Origin of the sequence: Phaeobacter gallaeciensis (genome assembly GCF_001678945.1) — a bacterium.
Lineage (GTDB): Bacteria > Pseudomonadota > Alphaproteobacteria > Rhodobacterales > Rhodobacteraceae > Phycobacter > Phycobacter gallaeciensis_A.
This window is the reverse complement of the sequence record NZ_CP015124.1, coordinates 3,505,551-3,522,252: the sequence shown is the minus strand read 5'-3', so window position 1 is coordinate 3,522,252 and position 16,702 is coordinate 3,505,551. Positions and strand designations below refer to the sequence as shown.

The window sequence follows — 16,702 nt, the reverse complement described above, 5'->3', positions numbered from 1 at the left end:
AACGCGAACACGGTCACGCCCGGCCCCATCTGACGCTTGTCATGCGATCAGCGGAAGGTCGGCACAGGAGATGCCATGACGATCACCATCACAACCGGCAACCGCCAGGTTACCGACTTCACCGCCTATATCGAAGACTTCAGCGCCAATTTCGAATCCGCCGGGCGCGGTGTCTTCTCCAACGGCCTGGGCGGCGATTACGCCGGCGCCGAGGCACAGATCACTGACACCGCAACCCCGGATGCACAGGCCTATATCCTGCGCGACGACATTGTTTACAGCATGAGCACCCACACGCTCAGCGGGACGGTCAGCGGAATTGAACTGGGCTATGGCGCCACCGCAACCGACGCGGAGAACGGCACACAGGACATCGCGCTGGATCAGCTGGATTATTCCATCGAGTTTTCCCCCGCTGTCGACGGCGCCGATGCCTCGGCGGCGCTGATCTACGGCATGCTGGACGCGGATTTCGAACCGCTGATCGATCAGCTGAAAGCGCAGGACATCCGCTTCTTCGGCTCCGCTGGTGATGACAGCTTCAGCGGCTTCGGCAATGATGACCGTCTGAAAGGCGGCCTTGGCAATGACCGTCTGCAGGGCAATCGCGGCGAGGACGTTCTGATCGGCGCCAAGGGCCGTGACACGCTGCTCGGCGGTGCGCAGGACGACAAGCTGAAAGGCGGTCTTGGCCGTGACGTTCTGAAAGGCGGCAAAGGCGAGGATACTCTGCTGGGCGGCGCCCACGCGGACAAGCTGAAAGGCGGTGCGCATAACGACGTGCTGAACGGCGGCGGCGGCCGCGACAAGCTGACCGGTGGCAGCGGCGAGGATACCTTTATCTTCAAAGGCAACTTTGGCCGCGACGTGGTCCGGGACTTCACCATTGGTGAGGACGTGCTGGACCTCTCTGCTCTCACGGATGAGGCGACCAGCCTCGACGCCTTTGTCGATGCCGCGACCGACACGGGCAGCCGCGTGATCTACGACATGGGCGATGATGGGCAGAACGTCATCATCCTGAACGGCGTCAGCCTGGATGACCTCACGGCGGATGATTTCCTCTTCTGATCACCCCTACCTCTCCGCCAGCTCCCCATTACGGGGGCTGGCCCCAGCCGATGCCACACAGCAATCAAACATACGGCAATTGTGACGGCACGGCGATGGACAGTGCGCCCGCTTCGCGGCATATGGAACCGGTGTGAAACCCGTTCAGGCCCCGCCCCTTTGCAGATCAGACTGGAAAAATTCGACCATATCGACGGCCGCCACCGCTATTGCGTGCTGCGGCTGAGCCAGACCCTGTTTGGCGACTGGTGCGTCGAGCAGGCCCTAGGTCCGATCGCCGCCCCCGGAGGTCAGGAACGGCGTGCCTATTTCAACCAGCACGCCGAGGCGATGCATCTGTTCGAAACGGTGCGGGACCGGCAGGTCCGCCGTGGTTTTGTGCCGATCCCGGTTCAGCTTGGGCTGCTATGATCCACGTCCCGGCGCGTCCATGCGGCGGGAGATCACTTCACCCGTTTCTCAGTTGACCCGTTTCCAGGTCTGTCCCCGGCAGATCAGCCCGCCTGCGACGCACCCCTTGACGGTCAGGCGGTTGCCGTCCAGCGACATCTTGGACTTGTAGGTCTTGTCCGCATCGGGCGCCCAGATCTTACCCCCGGAATAGCTGCCGCCACCATCGGCCTTCATATCCCAGATCAGCTTCTTGCCCAGATGCTCATAATCCGCCGACACGCCGCCATTTGCGTCATAGGCGGTGGCGATGGTGCCGCAAATGCTGGCGCCGCAGGGCGCAATATCCACGTGCAAATAACCGCCTTCATCGCCCTCCTCGGTCTTCCATTTGCCAGCAACCTGATCGGCCAGCGCGCCGGTGGCCAGCGACATCGCCAGCGCCAGACCCAATGTGACTGTCTTCATCTCAAAACCTCCCTGTTTGCCCCACCTTGGCGCGGCATGTGGTTTTCAGGCAAGCTTGACTTTGGGTCGCGTTGCAATCCCGGCGCCGACCGTGCCATAGAACCGGCAAAACCCTGCCGCCAGCCCGGCGGCGCCCATTGATGACAAAGGCCAGCGACATGATCCTTTATCCCGCCATCGACCTCAAGGACGGCCAGGCCGTGCGCCTTCTGCATGGCGACATGGACAAGACCACCGTGTTCAACGACAACCCCGCCGCCCAGGCGCTGGAGTTCGTCGAAAAGGGCTGCGAATGGCTGCACCTCGTCGATCTGAACGGTGCCTTTGCAGGTGAGCCGGTGAACGCCGCCCCGGTCGAGGAAATCCTCAAGCAATGCAAGGTGCCCGCACAGCTGGGCGGCGGCATCCGCGACATGAAAACCATCGAAAACTGGATCGACAAGGGGCTGGCCCGGGTGATCCTTGGCACTGTAGCGGTGGAAAACCCCGTTCTGGTGCGCGACGCAGCGCGCGAATTCCCCGGCAAGGTCGCCGTCGGCATCGATGCCCGCAACGGCAAGGTCGCAACCAAAGGCTGGGCCGAGGAAACCGACGTGATGGTCACCGATCTTGCACGATCCTTCGAGGACGCAGGCGTTGCCGCCATCATCTACACCGACATCATGCGCGATGGCGCGATGAAGGGCCCCAACGTGCAGGCCACTGCCGATCTGGCCAATGCGGTCTCGATCCCGGTGATCGCCTCCGGCGGGGTCTCCTCGCTTGAGGACCTTCGAGCGCTGAAATCCTGCGGTGCACCGCTCAATGGCGCCATCTCGGGCCGCGCGCTTTATGACGGCGCCATCGACCTCGCTGAGGCGCTGGCCATCCTGAAAGGCTGATCCCATGGCGCAGGAGCCGGGACAGGGACCAGCCATCGAACGCAATGCGCATCGCATCCTTGCGCTGCTGACCCTTGGCCCCATCCTGCTCTGGGCACTGGCCTTCGGCGCGGTCTTGTTCCTCAGCACGGTCCTTGGTTGCTCCATCAACGAAGGCTTTGCCGCGCCCTGCCTCCTCCTTGGCCGCGATATCAGCGACACGGCTTATGCGCTGGGACTGTTCGCGGCCTGGGGGCCACTTGTCTTTGCCCCCTTTGTCATGGGCGCTGGTCTTTCCTGGGCCATTCTGGCATTGATCGGCGCACTCCGGAAAAGAAAGAGCTGAAGATGCTGAAAACCCGCATCATCCCCTGTCTCGATGTCGCTGATGGCCGCGTGGTCAAGGGCGTGAACTTCGTCGGCCTGCGCGATGCGGGCGATCCCGTGGAGGCGGCCAAGGCCTATGATGCGGCGGGCGCTGACGAGATCTGTTTCCTCGACATCCACGCCACCCATGAAAACCGCGGCACCATGTTCGACATGGTGCGCCGCACCGCCGAGCAGTGCTTCGTACCGCTCACCGTGGGCGGCGGGGTGCGCACCAAGGAAGACGTGCGCGCGCTTCTGCTGGCCGGGGCCGACAAGGTCTCCTTCAACTCCGCCGCCGTTGCCAACCCCGATGTGGTGGCCGAGGCCGCCGCGCAATTCGGCAGCCAGTGTATCGTGGTGGCGATCGACGCAAAGACCGTCGCGCCGGGCAAATGGGAAATCTTCACCCACGGCGGACGCCGCGAAACCGGTATTGATGCCGTGGAATTCGCAAAGACCGTTGTGGCCAAGGGCGCGGGCGAGATCCTGTTGACCTCGATGGATCGCGACGGCACCAAATCCGGCTTCAACCTGCCCCTCACCCGCGCGATCTCGGATGCGGTGGATGTGCCGGTGATCGCCTCGGGCGGGGTCGGCACGCTGGATCACCTGGTCGAGGGCGTCACCCAAGGCGGTGCCTCTGCGGTGCTGGCCGCCTCGATCTTCCACTTCGGCGAATACACCATCCAGCAGGCCAAGGAACACATGGCCGCCGCCGGTATCCCGATGCGCCTCGGCTGAGAAAGGCCCACCGCCATGACCCTGCTGCACGACCTCGAAACCACCATTCAATCCCGCAAGGGCGCGGACCCTAGCAGCTCCTGGACCGCAAAACTCCTGTCCAAGGGGCCCGAGAAATGCGCCGAGAAATTCGGCGAGGAAGCCATCGAGGCGATCATCGAAGCGGTGAAGGACGACAAGGCGAAACTCGCCAGTGAAGGCGCCGATGTGCTTTATCATTTCCTGGTGATGCTTGCCGCCCGCGATGTGGCGCTGGACGAGGTTCTTGCCGTTCTGGCCGAACGTCAGGGCCTCAGCGGCATCGCAGAAAAGGCCGCCCGCCCAAAAGGCTAACCCCTGCTCCTCCAGACCCCCCGCTCTGATCCGGGTCAAGGGCCGCGCCAGCGGCCGCGCAAGGCGCGGTTCACCCTTGAGGCGGAACAGATCGGATAACACTCGCCATGGCGCTTCAGGGCAGACCTGCCCCCGAAGCGCCTCTCTGCGGATCCTTTGCCGCCGCGCGTCAGCGCGGCGCCCGGCCTAACGGGAGCCTTCACATCTTTGATGTGATGCGCGACGGGCGGGAGCCCCCCAGCGCGCTACAGTTTCGACGAAATGATACCAGTGGCAAACCCGCCCATGCGGAGTTCGCCGAACAGGCGCTGGTATTCGATCTTGGGGCAGCGGTTCTGAATCACGTCAACGCCGCGCGCCTCGGCCTTGGCGGCGGCCTCGGCGTTCTCGACGCCGATCTGCATCCAGATGGTCTGAAGATCCGGGAACAGCTCGAGCGCCTCATCCACAATGGGTGGCACCGCTTCAGAGCGGCGGAAGATATCGACCATATGCACCGGTTCATCGATCTCTGACAGGCTGGCGCGCACGGTGGCGCCGAACAGCCGCTTGCCCGCGTGGCCGGGATTGACCGGAATCACCCGGTAGCCCTTGAGGCCAAGGTAGCGTGCCACATAGTAGCTGGGGCGCACAGAATTCATCGACACCCCCACCACCGCGATGGTCCGGGTCCGTTTCAAAATCTTGCGCAAAAGGTCGTCGCTATAGCTGGTCATGGCCAGACCCTACTGTGCTGCCGCCGCGTGGAAAAGCCAAATTCGCGGCATTGGGCGACGTAAAACCGACGGCAATAACGAACCGGCCGATGAGCACATCCGCATCCCCAAGAAGAAAAAAGCGCCCGGAAGGGATCCCGGGCGCGAGGTATGGAACGAGGGACAGTGAAAAAGGTCTACGGATGTTCCGTTCCGCAGCCCTGAATTATATGTGGGGCTTCGGGACAGGCTTTTAAAGGGGCCCGATGTTTGGAAGGGTTTTGCAGGGGCTTTGAAGGGCTTACGTCACCAAATGTCGCCGCAGATCCCTTTACTCGGGGTGCAAGGCAGCGGGCCAATGGGCGTCGGCTTCGGCGATCAGCTGCGCCGCCTGTGCCCGCCACCGCGTCAGCGCCCCCTCATTGTTCAAAAGGAACAGCCGCCCGTCCACGATCACCCACAGTTGCGGGTCCCCGGCCTTCAACACGCCCCGCGCCATGGCAGAGGCGCAATAGCCACCGAACATCGGTGCATAGGCACGCGGGTTCATTTCAAACCGGATCTGATTGCTTTGAGACGCGAAACGCCAGATGACACCTTTCCACACAACGGAATAGCGTGCCTGCCCCGCCACGGCCTCTCCGACGTCGAAAAAGGCCACCGTGTCATAACCGCCAAGCGCCACCCCTTCGCGCGCCGCAAACAGGGGCGAATCCGCCAGCGCGCCCCGGGGCGGGACGGACAACAGGACGGCAGCAACCAGAACGAACAGGCGCAGAAACAAGAGACGACTCCACAGGATCAATTTGAGATGACCCAATTCTGCCCCATGCGTATCAGGCTGAACAGGCGTGTTACGAATAAGTGAACGCCGTGTGTCTGCGGCCACAGGGCCGGTCTGATCTCATTCGGAAAGGCGTCGGGTACCCCCCCCACCAGCCTGACTCAGTCGAAAATATCCTCGATCACGTCAAAGGCCTCAGACAACACTTTTTGAAACATGCTTTTGCGTTTCTTGCGCGGCTTGCTCTTCTTCGGCTTATAGGCGGGTTTCACCGGCGCAGGCTGGTGCGAAATCTTGGACCGCGACGCGGGCCCAGCCGTCGCCGGGGTTTTGGCGCCCTTGCCCGGCGCCAGTGGCCGGGCCTTTTGCGCCGAAAGCGGCGCCCCGCAGGTTCCGCATATCAGCGTGGACATGCCACGCCCACCCGGCACAAAGGCCGATTGAACGCCGCAGTAACAACAACTGAGGATCTTACCTCCGGAAATGCTGGAATGTGCGATGCCTGCCTCCTGTCTGCTTAGGATCTTTCTCTGGAAGCATATAGGGCGATTGCCGCAGCATTTGAGACGTTGAGCGATCCGAATCCCCCGGCAAAGTCGATTTTCACCAGCTGATCCACGGTTTCCTTGGTCTTTTGCCGCAGCCCCGGCCCCTCGGCGCCGAGCACCAGCGCCACCGGGCGATCCTTGCGCCCTTCCAGCGCCTGTTCGATGGTCTGCTCTGCCTCGCCATCGAGGCCCAGCACCAGAAAGCCCATATTCTGCAGCTCGGTGATGGTATCCGAGAGGTTGCGCATCCGCAGATAGGGCTGACGTTCCAGCGCGCCGCTGGCGGTTTTCGCCAGAGCGCCGGTTTCGGGCGCCGAGTGATGGCGGGTGCCGATCACGGCGCTGGCGCCCAGCACCTCGGCCGAACGTAGAATCGCGCCAACGTTATGCGGGTCAGTCACCCGGTCCAGCAGCAGAACCCGCGGCACTTCGGCGCCGATGCAGTTTTCCGCAAGACTGCCCCAGTTGAGCGGTTTCACCTCCAGCGCCGCGCCCTGGTGCACCGAATTGGGATCCAGCGGCGCGTTGAACTTGCGCGGATCGACCACCTCGGGTTCGATCCCGGCAGCCGCGATGGCCTCTTCCAGCTTGTTCTGGGCATTCAGCGTCACGATCAGCCGCAGTTTCTCCCGGCGCGGGTTCATCAGCGCATCGCGCACCGCGTGCAGGCCAAACAGCCAGACGGTTTCGCTCGCGCCTGCCTTCTTGGCCTGTTCCTTTTCGATGACCCACTGGGGTTTCTTGGTGGGTTTCTTCGACATTGCTCTCTCCGACAAAAGGAATTTCAGGCCAGCGCAGAAAACTTGGTATTTTCCTGTTGACGCCCGTTGGTGCCGCTAGTAATCACGCCTCCACGTTAGGTGCAACACTCACCTGACAGTGGGCGACAGGCCGCAAGGTGTGGCAGGGGACTGTAACTCCCTCGCGGAGACGCACGCCTGGTTCGATTCCAGGGTCGCCCACCATCTTCCTCCTTGAAATGATTGATATTTTCATCGGGAACGATGGTGGCATCCGCCCGTATCGGGTCTAGGTCTCCCAATACAGCACTGCCCATCGCTTCAGCTCTGGCAGCCGGTTTTGCCCCGTTTCCAGCCTCATATTCCCCTTACCCTGCCCCCCATAACGGGCATCGGTTTCGGGTCAGATTCCCCTAAAGGCCCCGCCCCCGGCAGGATGCAAAAAGACCCGGCACAGGACCGGGTCAATCTTCAAAAACCACTGATATTCGGCAGTGGGGACCGCGCCCTGAGGCGTCACTCTGCCGGGGTTTTGACCGCCTGCATCACCCAGGCCTCCAGCGCATCAAGATCGGCGTCAGCCGCCTCTGCCAGACCGCCGGAGAAATCCTTGAAAGCCTCCACGTTCATCCGGTTGACGCCAGAAACGACCGGGATACCCATGGCAAGCGCCTCGCCAATGACGGGGCGCATGCCGCGGCCATCGGCCTCGTGCTTGCCGAACTTGTTGACCAGCAGCACCTGCGGTGCGGGTGTCTGAGCAAGGCTCTCGGTGACCTGCCCTACCGCCTGCTCCAGCGCACCGGGGTTCAAGCGGCAGCCGCGGGCCTCTGGCCCCAGAGACTGGGAAATGCGGATCACCTCATCCCCCGGCAGCACCCGCACATCCATGTCGCAGAGCTTGTCATCATAGCATTCGGTATTGGTCTGGACGATTCCCGCCAGACGCAGCCCGCGCGTCTGCAAACGCTCGGCCAGCGCGGTCAGCAGCCGGTCGGTGGCGCCGCGTTCAGTGGTCATGACATAGGCCAGGCTCATCGGGAGACCTCACTTGGTTGTGGTTCTGTTCAGCGAAACAGATCCTAGCGCGGTTTCAGGGAGCGGACCAGAGGGGCATTTGCCGCGCCACCAGAAGGGCAGCGCGGCAGAAGAGGTGGCTTAGAGACCCAGCGCGTGGCGGCGCTCCTCGGCAAAGCCTTGCACGATGCGATCCGCGATCAGCGCCAGAATCGCCATCGCCGCCCCGGCAGAAATGCCCAGCCCCACATCCGCCTGCCCCAGCGCGAGGTAGATCGACTGACCCAGACCGGTGGTGCCGATCAGCGCTGCGATCACCAGCATGGCAAAGGCATAAAGGATGGTCTGATTGAGCCCCAGAAGGATGGTCGGCGCCGCGTAGGGCGCCCGCACATCGCGCATCATCTGCCAGCGGGTCGCGCCCGAAGCGGTCGCGGCCTCGATCATCTCGGCGGGTGTCTCGGTCAGACCATGACGAGTATAGCGGATCATCGGCACGATGGCATAGGCCATGATGGCGAGGAAGGCCGAGAACTCGCCAATCTGGAACACCATCAGCACCGGGATCAGGAAGACAAACAGCGGGATCGTCTGCAGCATATCGCAGATCGGGCGCACCACGCGCCAGACCATGGGCGAGGCTGCCGAAGCAAGGCCGATGGCACCGCCAAGAACCGCGCAGGCAAAGACCGAGGCACCTGAGAGGTAAAGCGACAGAAGCGCCCGTTCCCACAGGCCAGACAACAGGATCGTTATCAACAGAACCACAGACAGCGCCGCCAGACGCACGCCGCCTGCAACAAAGGACAAAGCCCCTACCCCGACCAGCACAAAGGGCCAGGGAAGCTGCGAAATTCCCGTTTCCAGCATGCCCGTGGCGATCAGGATCACCACACCCAGCGTCAGCTTGCCGCGATAGGCACAGAACAATCCTGCAACGGCGCCTGCAGCAAAGAGCGCAAGGCTCATCCCCGTGGTCCAGACAAAGCCCCAGGTGAAAGGCAGCACCGCCTGGTCTAGCCCGATCCTCAGCGGCAGCAGCACATAGAACATCACGCCGTTCTTGACGCTGGTCAGCAGCTCGGCATTGGCGCTGGTAAAGGCCGACAGGCCCGCGTCGACACGATCCGCCGTACTGTCGAACAGCGCATAGTCGCCCGGATGCTGCAGCTGGCCGTAAAAGGCCAGACTGACGATTGCGCCGAGCACGAGGATCGCCAGCGACACACGCCCGTCATAGCTGCGGCGCCTTTCATCGGCGAGCGTGCCGCTCATCCGGTCGATCAGGATGGCAAAGATCACGATCACAAAACCGGCCAGCAGGCTGGCACCGAACTGTGCCTTGCGCATGGTTAGCAGCACTTCCCAGCCGATATCATCAAAGCCCCCGATGACGGCAGCGATGATCACCATCGACAGGGCCGCCATCAGGCATTGGTTGACGCCCACCATGATCTGGGTGGCAGCGGCGGGGATTTCCACCTGAAACAGCTGCTGCATGCGGGTGCCACCAGCCATCACGGCGGCTTCCTTGATTTCCGGTTCGATCCGCTCCAGCCCCAGCATCACGTTGCGGGCCATCGGCGGCGCCGCATAGATGGCCGAGGCGATCAGCCCCACCACCGGACCAAAGCCGAAAAGCACCAAGAGGGGCGTCAGATAGGCAAAGGTCGGCACCGTCTGCATCACGTCCAGGAGCGCCTGAACCGGCGCCCGCACCCGAGGGTATTCATTGGCCAGCACGCCAATGGCACCGCCAACCAGCAGCGCCAGCGGCACCGAGACCGAGACCAGCGCCAGCGTGTTCATGCTTTCGGGCCAGTAGCCCGAGGCCAGCACCGCGCCGAGCCCCACGGCCGCCATCAGCGCCATTGCCAGCCCGCCAAGGCGCCAGCCCAGCGCCACCGTGGCCGCGATCAGCAAGGGCCAGGGCGTTTCGCTCAAGATCCAGCCTGCACCCTCCATCGGATAGGCCATCAGCGCAGAGAACATCCGCGCCGCCGGTTTGATCAGGGCAAGGAAGCTCTCCATTACGCTGCCGACCCAATCGGTCGCGGGCAGCACCCAGCCTTTGGGAAAAGAGACAAGCCAGGGCGCGACGCCTTCCAGCGCCAGACACAGAATACCCACCACCAGCGCGACCAGCGCGGCGCGGCTGCCTTTGCTGAGCGTCATCATGCCGCCGGATCCACCTGCAGGGCCGCCGCCAGATCTGCCGGATTCACCACGCCCAGCAGCGCGCCATTTTCGTCACGCACCGGCACGGGTTCATACAGCTCCATGCAGCGCGCCAGCGCCGCATCCAGCGTCATGTCGCGGCGCAAACCCGGATCGTCGGGGCCATGGGACAGATCCCCGCCAGTTTGCATGACCGAGGCCACATGAGCGTGCTGCCCCTTGGCGACATCCTTGGAGAATTCACGCACATAGTCATCCACCGGGTTCAGCACGATGTCCGAAGGCGTGCCGATCTGCACGATCTTGCCATCGCGCATGATGGCGATGCGGTCGGCCAGCTTCAGCGCCTCATTGATGTCATGGGTGATAAAGACGATGGTGGTTTTCAGCTTGGCCTGAATGTCGAGGAATTCATCCTGCAACTGACGTCGGATCAGCGGGTCCAGCGCCGAAAACGGCTCATCCAGGAACCAGACGGAACAATCCGCCACGAGGGATCGCGCGATGCCGACCCGCTGGCGCTGCCCGCCGGACAGTTCACGCGGGAAATTCTTTTCGCGCCCGCCAAGGCCGACCAGTTCGATCACCTGCTGCGCCTTGGCCAGCCGGCCCTTCTTGCGCATCCCCTGCACCCTCAGCGGATAGGCGACATTTTCGGCCACGCTCATATGCGGGAACAAGCCGAAGTGCTGGAACACCATGCCCAGCTTGTTTCGGCGCAACTCGATCAGCCGTTTCGGGCTGGCGGTGCGGATGTTTTCGCCGTCGATCAGAATATCGCCGCCGGTGCCCGGCAAGAGCTGCGAGATACAGCGGATCAGCGTCGATTTTCCCGACCCGCTGAGCCCCATGATGACGAACAACTCGCCCTCTTTCACTTCAAATGTGGCGTCCTGCACCGCAGGCGTCAGCCCCTTGGCGCGCAGCGCCGCGGCAGCCTCTTCGGCAGATTGAGTTTCGGACAGCGCCTGTTTCAGAGCACTGTCCGCATGGGCGCCGAACACCTGCCAGACATTCTGGCAGGTGATGGCCGGTGTCGACGTGTCACTCACGGCGCTTTGGCTCACTTCAGCGCGGCGTCCACGACCGGGCGCCACTTGTCCTCATTGGCCGCCATCCAGTCGGCAACCACTTCCTCGACGCTGCCACCATCAACGTCGATGGCGCCCATCATCGGCTGCTGGTCTTCAACGGCCAGCGTGTAGGACGACAGGATCTCATGCGCTGCGGGCCAGGTTTCGGCCAGACCGGACCAACCCGCCTTGAAGATGCGCGAGGGGGCAAAATCGCAATCGTTGACCGCGTTGGGGTTCGGGCCCCATGCCGGATCGGTAAAGCAGGCCTCTTCGCCCTCGGGCAGGTCGACGAATTTCACGTCATAGGCGGACATCGCCCAATGCGGCTGCCAGAAGGTGATCAGCAGCGGCGTCTTGCGCTCGGTCGCGGCGCGCAGCTCGACGATCAGCGCGGCCTCGGAACCTGCGGGAACCGCCTTGAAGGGCAGGTCAAGACCGGCCATGCGGTCGGCGCCGGGGGTGCCCCAGTCGGCCGGATAATCCACCAGACGGCCCTGCGGCAGGGTTTCGGCGGTGGCGAACTGCGGCGCGCAGGCCTTCAGCGCCTCCCATGCGGGCAGACCCGGGCACAGCTCAGCCACGTGGGCGGGGTACGCAATGCCTTCCTTGGCGTCGAGTTCCAGATCACCCAGTTCCTCGACGGTGCCTTCGGCGACCTTCTTGGCGTATTCGTCCGATACGTTGGAGGACCAGATTTCCAGCGTCGCGTGGATGTCACCATCGGCAATCGCCTGGAACTGGTTCATCATGCCGGCCGAGACATATTCGACCTTGTAGCCCGCAGCCTTCAGCATCTCACCAGCGATATGGGTGGTGACGTGCTGGCCGGTCCATTCGTTGACCGCCAGTTTGATCGGCGTGTCCACTGCACCCAGATCGGCCGCTGCCGCGGCACCGGAAAGCATGGCAGAAGCGCCCAGCGCCAGTGCAAAAGAAGTTGATTTCATGGATGTCATCCCCGTTCTGTGGGCGCATCAGGCGGACCCGAAGTCCCGCGCCCTTATGTGATTGTGGTCGTCTGGTGTCGCGGACTGCGCGGCCCATCGGCCGCCACCTGCCGTTTCGCCACCGCCGGTCCAAGCCGTTCATCTCAGCGTATTGATGATCCAGTGTGACCGGCTACAGGACAAGGTTTTGCCTTTAATACGACCATTTGTCGAGCATTCACGGCGTTGCCGACGCATTTTCTTGATTTTCCATTTAAATTTTTGGATGGAAATTCAATTTTGAGACCGGATACCCCGTACCTCCGCCTGGCGATGCACGCCTCAGAAAGAATCAGGGGCGGCACAGATGATCGGTCGCCCCTTTCTAGTTTCAGGTGGTTACAGCACCCGCGCAAGCCGCAGCATCGCTGCAGTCACCGCGCTCAGCTGTTCTGGCGTGCTGATAAAGGGCGGCATCGTATAGATGTTATGTCCAAAGGGACGCAGGAATACGCCGGTATCCGGCGCCAGCGCATGGGCTTCATCGGCGGACACCGGATGATCCATCTCGATCACGCCGATCGCCCCCAGAACCCGCACATCCCGCACCCCTGGCAGGTCGCGCGCCGGGGCCAGCTCTGCCTGCATCTGCGCCGCGATATCTGCAATGCGCCCCCGCCAATCCTGCCCGGTCAGCACATCGATCGCAGCGCAGGCAGCAGCGCAGGCCAGTGGATTGGCCATATAGGTCGGTCCATGCATGAAGATACCGGGATTGCCGCCACCGATGCCTTCCGCCACCCGGTCATTGGTCAACGTCACCGCAAAGGAAATATGCCCACCTGTCAGCCCCTTGCCGAGGCACAGGATATCCGGCTCAACCGAACAGAAATCGGTGGCGAACATCTGTCCGGTGCGGGCAAAGCCAGTGGCGATCTCATCAAAGATCAACAGGACGCCGAATTCATCGCAGAGCGCCCGCGCCTGATTGAGGTACTCGGGGTGGTAGAAATACATGCCCCCCGTGCCCTGCACCACCGGCTCCAGGATAAACCCGGCGATGCGGTCCTGCCCGGCCTCCAGCACTCGGCGCAATTCGCCAAGGCCGTTTTGCTCGGGGTCCTCGCACCACTCCTGCCCCATCGCCACCGGCGGGCGGGAGACGAAATGCTGAACGCTGAGCGCGCCCTGAAAAAGGTGATGCATGCCGGTGTCGGGATCGCAGACGCTCATCGCCTTCCAGGTGTCCCCGTGATAGCCCGAGCGCACGGTCGCAAATTCGCTGCGCCCCGGTTGCCCCATGGCGTGCTGGTATTGCACCGCCATCTTCATCGCCACCTCGACCGAGACCGAGCCGCTGTCGCAGTAGAAGATCCGCTGCAGGCTGTCCGGCGTGATCTCCAGCAGCCGCCGTCCCAGCTCCACCGACGGCTCATGGGTTAACCCGCCGAACATCACATGTGGCAGGGTGTCGATCTGTGCCTTCATGGCCGCCGTGATCACCGGATGCCGGTGCCCGTGCATCATGCACCACCACGAGGACATGGCGTCGATCAGACGGGTGCCGTCCTCCAGCGTGATATGGACGCCTTCCGCTTCCTTTACCAGAAAGGTCCGGCCGGGTTTGGTCACATTGGTATAGGGGTGCCAGAGGTGTCTCTGGTCAAACTCCAGCGGGGTCAGCGGCGGGGTCATCGGGATGTCCTTCCTTCAGGTCAGCGCCATGCGGATGGTGGCAAGGTCGACATGCGCGGCGCAGGCCTCGGCCAGCGTCACCGGGGTCAGCGGATCCAGATGCGGCAGCCGTCCCAGATGCGGCACCTGCCCGAACTGGCAGATGGTGTCCTCCACCTCGGGTTCGGGATCGCCACTGAACAGCACGCCGACGACAGGGCATCCCAGATCCTTGAGCGCCATCAGCGAGAGCAGCGAATGGTTGATCGTGCCGAGCCGTGTCGCCGCGCAAAGCACCACAGGCGCACGCCAATGGGCAAAGAGATCGAGAAACAGCTCACGCCGGTTCAGCGGCACCATGACGCCGCCGGCACCCTCGACGACCAGGGTCCCCGCGCCTTCGGGCAAGGCCAACTCCGCCAGCGTGATTTCCACCCCCTCAGCCTCGGCCGACAGATGCGGCGAAGCAGGCAGCTGCAGCCGGTATGCTTCGGGCAGAACCTGGCGCCCGGTCATGCGCGCCACGAACGCGCTGTCGGTTTCCTCCTCAAGGCCGGACTGGACTGGCTTCCAGTAACTGGCGCCAAGCGCCTGCACCAGCGCCGCCGATATCACCGATTTGCCGATCCCGGTGTCGGTCCCCGTGACAACCAATGTGCGGCTCATGGGCGCCGCTCCAGCACCTGTGCCAGATCGGTGAACATTTCCGTCACCACCGATTTTGAGGTGTTGAGCGTGATGGAGACCCGCAGCCGCGAGGTGCCCGCAGGCACCGTGGGCGGGCGAATGCCGCGAATGTCATAACCAAGCGCCTGCAGATCCGAGGCCAGCTGCATCGTGCGTGCGTCCCCGCCTGTGATCACTGGTAGGATCTGACAGGCAAAGCCGGTCAGACCGCACAGGCGCGCAGCCTCGGCATGGGCATGATCAATCACCTCCCAGGCACGGTCGATGCGCGACGCATCCTGCTGCAGCAAGGCCAGCGATGCCCGCACCAGCGCCGCATTCAGCGGCGATGGCGCGGTGGCAAAGATGAAAATCCGCCCCTTGTTGATCAGCATGTCGATCAGCACCTTCGGCGCGCAGATCAGCGCGCCCGAGGCGCCCAGCGCCTTGCCGCAGGTGTGCAGGCTGATGACGTTGGGCCGATGCGCGATGTCATGCGCCAGCCCGCGGCCCTGCGGTCCGAACAGGCCGGTGGCATGAGCCTCGTCCACCACCAGAACTCCGCCAGACGCGTCGGCCAGCGCCATCAGCTCGGTCAGTGGCGCCAGATCGCCATCCATGGAATAGACCGCCTCGACCGCGATCCAGACCTGCCCGATGCCGCCCGCCGCGCGCCAGTCAGAGATCACCCGCGCCGCATCAGCCACATCGTTATGGGCAAAGTTTTGCGTTTCGGCCCGGCCCAGCCGCATCCCTTCTCGGACGCTGGCGTGAATCAGATCGTCATATAGCACCAGATCGCCGCGCTGTGGCAGGGTCGCGAAGATCGCCACATTGGCGTTGAAACCGCCGCCCATGAACAACGCCGCCTCACTGCCGAAAAAGGCCGCGGCCTCTTCCTCAAGCTGATGATGCTCGCTGTCATTGCCGCGCAGCAGGCGGGAACCGCCGGCACCAACGGGCACACCCCGCTGCAACGCCGCCATCGCGGCGGCGCGCATTTCATCGCTGGCCGCAAGCCCCAGATAATCGTTCGATGAAAAATCATGCCCCGCCCGCGGGATCAGGCGGCGATAGCGGTCCTGATCCGCAAGAGATGTGAGCAGCGCCTGTTGACGCGGAAACAGAGCCGCGGCGGGATCGGCGGTGGGGTCGGCTGCCGCGATATTCATTCGCCCGCCTCGCCAATCCGCCCTTCGCAATGGGCAGCCATGGCCACCAGGCCCAGCCGGTCGAACAACTGCTGATCCTTGTCTTCCTCGGGGTTGTCCGCTGTTAGCAACGTTTCCCCGACAAAGATCGAATTGGCCCCAGCAAAGAAACACATCGCCTGCAGCTCATCGCTCATGTCGGTGCGGCCTGCCGACAGGCGCACATGGCTGTTCGGCATCAGGATCCGCGCCAGCGCGATGGTGCGCACGAATTCGATGGGGTCGAGTTTCCGGACGTCTGCCAGTGGCGTGTCGGCAATCGGGATCAGCATGTTCACCGGCACCGAATCCGGGTGTTCATCCAGCGTTGCCAGAGCCAGCAGCATGTCGATCCGGTCCATCTGCTCTTCGCCCATGCCGACGATGCCGCCCGCGCAGACCTTGATCCCCGCCTCGCGCACCCGATTCAGGGTCTCGATCCGGTCGGCGAATGTGCGGGTGGTGATGATCTCGGAATAGTAACGCTCCGAGGTGTCGATATTGTGGTTGTAGTAATCCAGCCCCGCATCGCGCAGGCGGAACACCTGATCCTCCTCCAGCATGCCCAAGGTCATGCAGGTCTCCATCCCCAGCTCCCGGACCCCATGGATCATCGCCTCCAGCGCCGCCATGTCGCGCTCTTTCGGGCTGCGCCAGGCCGCCCCCATGCAATAGCGTGTGGCGCCTGCGTCCCGGGCCTTTTTCGCCTCGGCGATCACCCGCTCCACCTCGATCAGCTTGCTGGCAGAGAGTTTTGCACCATTGCGCGCGGATTGGCTGCAATAGGCGCAATCCTCGGGGCAGCCGCCGGTCTTGATGCTCAGAAGCTTGGATTTCTGTACCTGATTGGGGTCGAACGCCTGGCGATGCACGGACTGCGCCTGAAACAACAAATCCATGAAGGGCTGATTATAGATTTTCTCAGCTTCGGCACGTGTCCAGTCGGTTCTGATCGGCGCAGCATCCAGCATCTGGG

Annotated in this window: 19 protein-coding genes and 1 tRNA gene; 7 read left to right on the top strand and 13 right to left on the bottom strand. The window is 63.1% G+C overall.

The features are described 5' to 3' along the window. Window positions 1–75 precede the first annotated feature (75 nt). On the top strand, window positions 76–1,071 hold the full coding sequence (locus JL2886_RS19290; protein WP_082996114.1) for a calcium-binding protein: 996 nt from the start codon (window positions 76–78) through the stop codon (window positions 1,069–1,071). A gap of 159 nt (window positions 1,072–1,230) precedes the next feature. Continuing rightward, window positions 1,231–1,482: a WGR domain-containing protein gene (locus JL2886_RS16670; protein WP_065273023.1), complete on the top strand. Its 252-nt coding sequence runs from the start codon at window positions 1,231–1,233 to the stop codon at window positions 1,480–1,482. A gap of 48 nt (window positions 1,483–1,530) precedes the next feature. Here JL2886_RS16670 and JL2886_RS16665 read toward each other — a convergent pair whose 3' ends face one another. Next, a complete protein-coding gene (locus tag JL2886_RS16665; RefSeq protein ID WP_065273022.1) occupies window positions 1,531–1,929 on the bottom strand; it encodes a DUF2147 domain-containing protein in 399 nt (132 codons plus the stop codon). A 158-nt stretch (window positions 1,930–2,087) separates the two neighbouring features. On the opposite strand from JL2886_RS16665, the gene hisA reads away from it, so the two are divergent. Genes hisA through JL2886_RS16645 form a run of 4 tightly spaced genes read left to right on the top strand, consistent with a single transcriptional unit; the run spans window position 2,088 to window position 4,232 of the window. Further along, window positions 2,088–2,810 carry a 1-(5-phosphoribosyl)-5-[(5-phosphoribosylamino)methylideneamino]imidazole-4-carboxamide isomerase gene (gene hisA / locus JL2886_RS16660; protein ID WP_065273782.1) on the top strand — a complete coding sequence of 241 codons (723 nt, stop codon included), beginning with the start codon at window positions 2,088–2,090 and terminating at the stop codon, window positions 2,808–2,810. Between the two features lie 4 nt (window positions 2,811–2,814). After that, a complete protein-coding gene (locus tag JL2886_RS16655; protein WP_237028393.1) occupies window positions 2,815–3,135 on the top strand; it encodes a hypothetical protein in 321 nt (106 codons plus the stop codon). 2 nt (window positions 3,136–3,137) lie between these two features. After that, on the top strand, window positions 3,138–3,899 hold the full coding sequence (gene hisF / locus JL2886_RS16650; protein ID WP_065273021.1) for an imidazole glycerol phosphate synthase subunit HisF: 762 nt from the start codon (window positions 3,138–3,140) through the stop codon (window positions 3,897–3,899). Window positions 3,900–3,914: 15 nt separating this feature from the next. Then, entirely contained in the window at window positions 3,915–4,232 is a 318-nt protein-coding gene (locus tag JL2886_RS16645; RefSeq protein ID WP_065273020.1) for a phosphoribosyl-ATP diphosphatase, read from the top strand. A gap of 245 nt (window positions 4,233–4,477) precedes the next feature. Here JL2886_RS16645 and JL2886_RS16640 read toward each other — a convergent pair whose 3' ends face one another. The 4 genes from JL2886_RS16640 to rlmB form a co-directional block, all read right to left on the bottom strand. After that, a complete protein-coding gene (locus tag JL2886_RS16640; RefSeq protein ID WP_065273019.1) occupies window positions 4,478–4,948 on the bottom strand; it encodes a CoA-binding protein in 471 nt (156 codons plus the stop codon). A gap of 310 nt (window positions 4,949–5,258) precedes the next feature. Further along, window positions 5,259–5,711: a YHS domain-containing (seleno)protein gene (locus JL2886_RS16635; RefSeq protein WP_065273018.1), complete on the bottom strand. Its 453-nt coding sequence runs from the start codon at window positions 5,709–5,711 to the stop codon at window positions 5,259–5,261. A gap of 161 nt (window positions 5,712–5,872) precedes the next feature. Beyond that, the gene (locus JL2886_RS16630; protein ID WP_082996113.1) at window positions 5,873–6,124 is read right to left on the bottom strand and encodes a hypothetical protein; all 252 of its coding nucleotides are present in this window, start codon (window positions 6,122–6,124) and stop codon (window positions 5,873–5,875) included. Between the two features lie 104 nt (window positions 6,125–6,228). After that, entirely contained in the window at window positions 6,229–7,020 is a 792-nt protein-coding gene (gene rlmB, locus JL2886_RS16625) for a 23S rRNA (guanosine(2251)-2'-O)-methyltransferase RlmB (RefSeq protein ID WP_065273016.1), read from the bottom strand. A gap of 120 nt (window positions 7,021–7,140) precedes the next feature. Here rlmB and JL2886_RS19525 point away from each other — a divergent pair. Beyond that, a tRNA-Tyr gene (locus tag JL2886_RS19525) sits at window positions 7,141–7,224 on the top strand. A gap of 291 nt (window positions 7,225–7,515) precedes the next feature. Here JL2886_RS19525 and JL2886_RS16620 read toward each other — a convergent pair. The 8 genes from JL2886_RS16620 to bioB all read right to left on the bottom strand — a co-directional run bounded on the left by JL2886_RS16620 (window position 7,516) and on the right by bioB (window position 16,697). Further along, complete coding sequence (locus JL2886_RS16620) at window positions 7,516–8,037, bottom strand: DUF2478 domain-containing protein (RefSeq protein WP_065273015.1); 522 nt, start codon at window positions 8,035–8,037, stop codon at window positions 7,516–7,518. 120 nt (window positions 8,038–8,157) lie between these two features. Further along, window positions 8,158–10,194 carry an ABC transporter permease gene (locus JL2886_RS16615; protein WP_065273014.1) on the bottom strand — a complete coding sequence of 679 codons (2,037 nt, stop codon included), beginning with the start codon at window positions 10,192–10,194 and terminating at the stop codon, window positions 8,158–8,160. Further along, window positions 10,191–11,246, bottom strand: a complete 1,056-nt coding sequence (locus JL2886_RS16610; RefSeq protein ID WP_065273780.1) for a quaternary amine ABC transporter ATP-binding protein — start codon at window positions 11,244–11,246, stop codon at window positions 10,191–10,193. The genes JL2886_RS16615 and JL2886_RS16610 overlap by 4 nt, the downstream gene beginning before the upstream one ends. Before the next feature lie 11 nt (window positions 11,247–11,257). Next, window positions 11,258–12,217: an ABC transporter substrate-binding protein gene (locus tag JL2886_RS16605; RefSeq protein WP_065273013.1), complete on the bottom strand. Its 960-nt coding sequence runs from the start codon at window positions 12,215–12,217 to the stop codon at window positions 11,258–11,260. A gap of 378 nt (window positions 12,218–12,595) precedes the next feature. After that, window positions 12,596–13,891 carry an adenosylmethionine--8-amino-7-oxononanoate transaminase gene (gene bioA, locus JL2886_RS16600; RefSeq protein ID WP_065273012.1) on the bottom strand — a complete coding sequence of 432 codons (1,296 nt, stop codon included), beginning with the start codon at window positions 13,889–13,891 and terminating at the stop codon, window positions 12,596–12,598. A gap of 15 nt (window positions 13,892–13,906) precedes the next feature. Next, the gene (gene bioD, locus JL2886_RS16595) at window positions 13,907–14,536 is read right to left on the bottom strand and encodes a dethiobiotin synthase (RefSeq protein ID WP_065273011.1); all 630 of its coding nucleotides are present in this window, start codon (window positions 14,534–14,536) and stop codon (window positions 13,907–13,909) included. Next, window positions 14,533–15,708, bottom strand: coding sequence for an 8-amino-7-oxononanoate synthase (locus JL2886_RS16590; protein ID WP_065273010.1), 1,176 nt, complete (start codon window positions 15,706–15,708; stop codon window positions 14,533–14,535). The genes bioD and JL2886_RS16590 overlap by 4 nt, the downstream gene beginning before the upstream one ends. Further along, a complete protein-coding gene (gene bioB / locus JL2886_RS16585; protein ID WP_065273009.1) occupies window positions 15,705–16,697 on the bottom strand; it encodes a biotin synthase BioB in 993 nt (330 codons plus the stop codon). The genes JL2886_RS16590 and bioB overlap by 4 nt, the downstream gene beginning before the upstream one ends. Between the last annotated feature and the right edge of the window lie 5 nt (window positions 16,698–16,702).